Raw genomic sequence first — 535 nt, 5'->3', positions numbered from 1 at the left:
CTCGCTGCAGGTGCTCGGCGCCGTGGCGCAGCTCGAGCGTGCGCTGATCGCCGAACGCACCAAGGCGGGAATGAAGGCTGCCAAGGCACGCGGCCGGCTGGCCGGCAACCCCGGGCTTCGCGAACGGCGTCCCGAAGCTGTCCGGGCGATCGCCGCGGCGCGCGAACGTGCCTACATCGACGATCTCATCACCTCGGCGCAGACCTGGCTGCCGACAGTGCGCCGCTTGCGGCCGCAGCACAGCTGGGACGACGTGGTGCGGGTGCTGAACCGAAAAGGGCACAGCTGGACGATCGAGCGGCTGCGGCGAGCGGTGCACCGGCTGGTCCGCGAGCGCATCGCCGAACCCGCCCTGATCAAACGAGCCCCGCGCCGGCCGCCGGAGGACCGGTTGATGACACTCGTCGCCGGCATTGCTCTCGCCGATCCGGATCTTACATTGATCGAGATCGGCGCTCAGCTGGAACGGATGCATGAACGCACGCCCCGTGGCGGTCGCCAATGGCAGCCGTCGTCGGTCAAGGCACTGCTCGAT

1 protein-coding gene is annotated in these 535 nt (G+C 69.3%); it reads left to right on the top strand.

What is annotated here, in order from left to right; translation table 11 throughout:
- The coding region (locus EOA23_RS35335; RefSeq protein WP_189341853.1) for a recombinase family protein at window positions 1–535 on the top strand (535 nt) is incomplete at both ends.

Source organism: Mesorhizobium sp. M2A.F.Ca.ET.042.01.1.1, from assembly GCF_003997405.1.
Taxonomy (GTDB): Bacteria; Pseudomonadota; Alphaproteobacteria; order Rhizobiales; family Rhizobiaceae; genus Mesorhizobium.
This window is presented reverse-complemented; position numbering and strand designations above follow the sequence as displayed.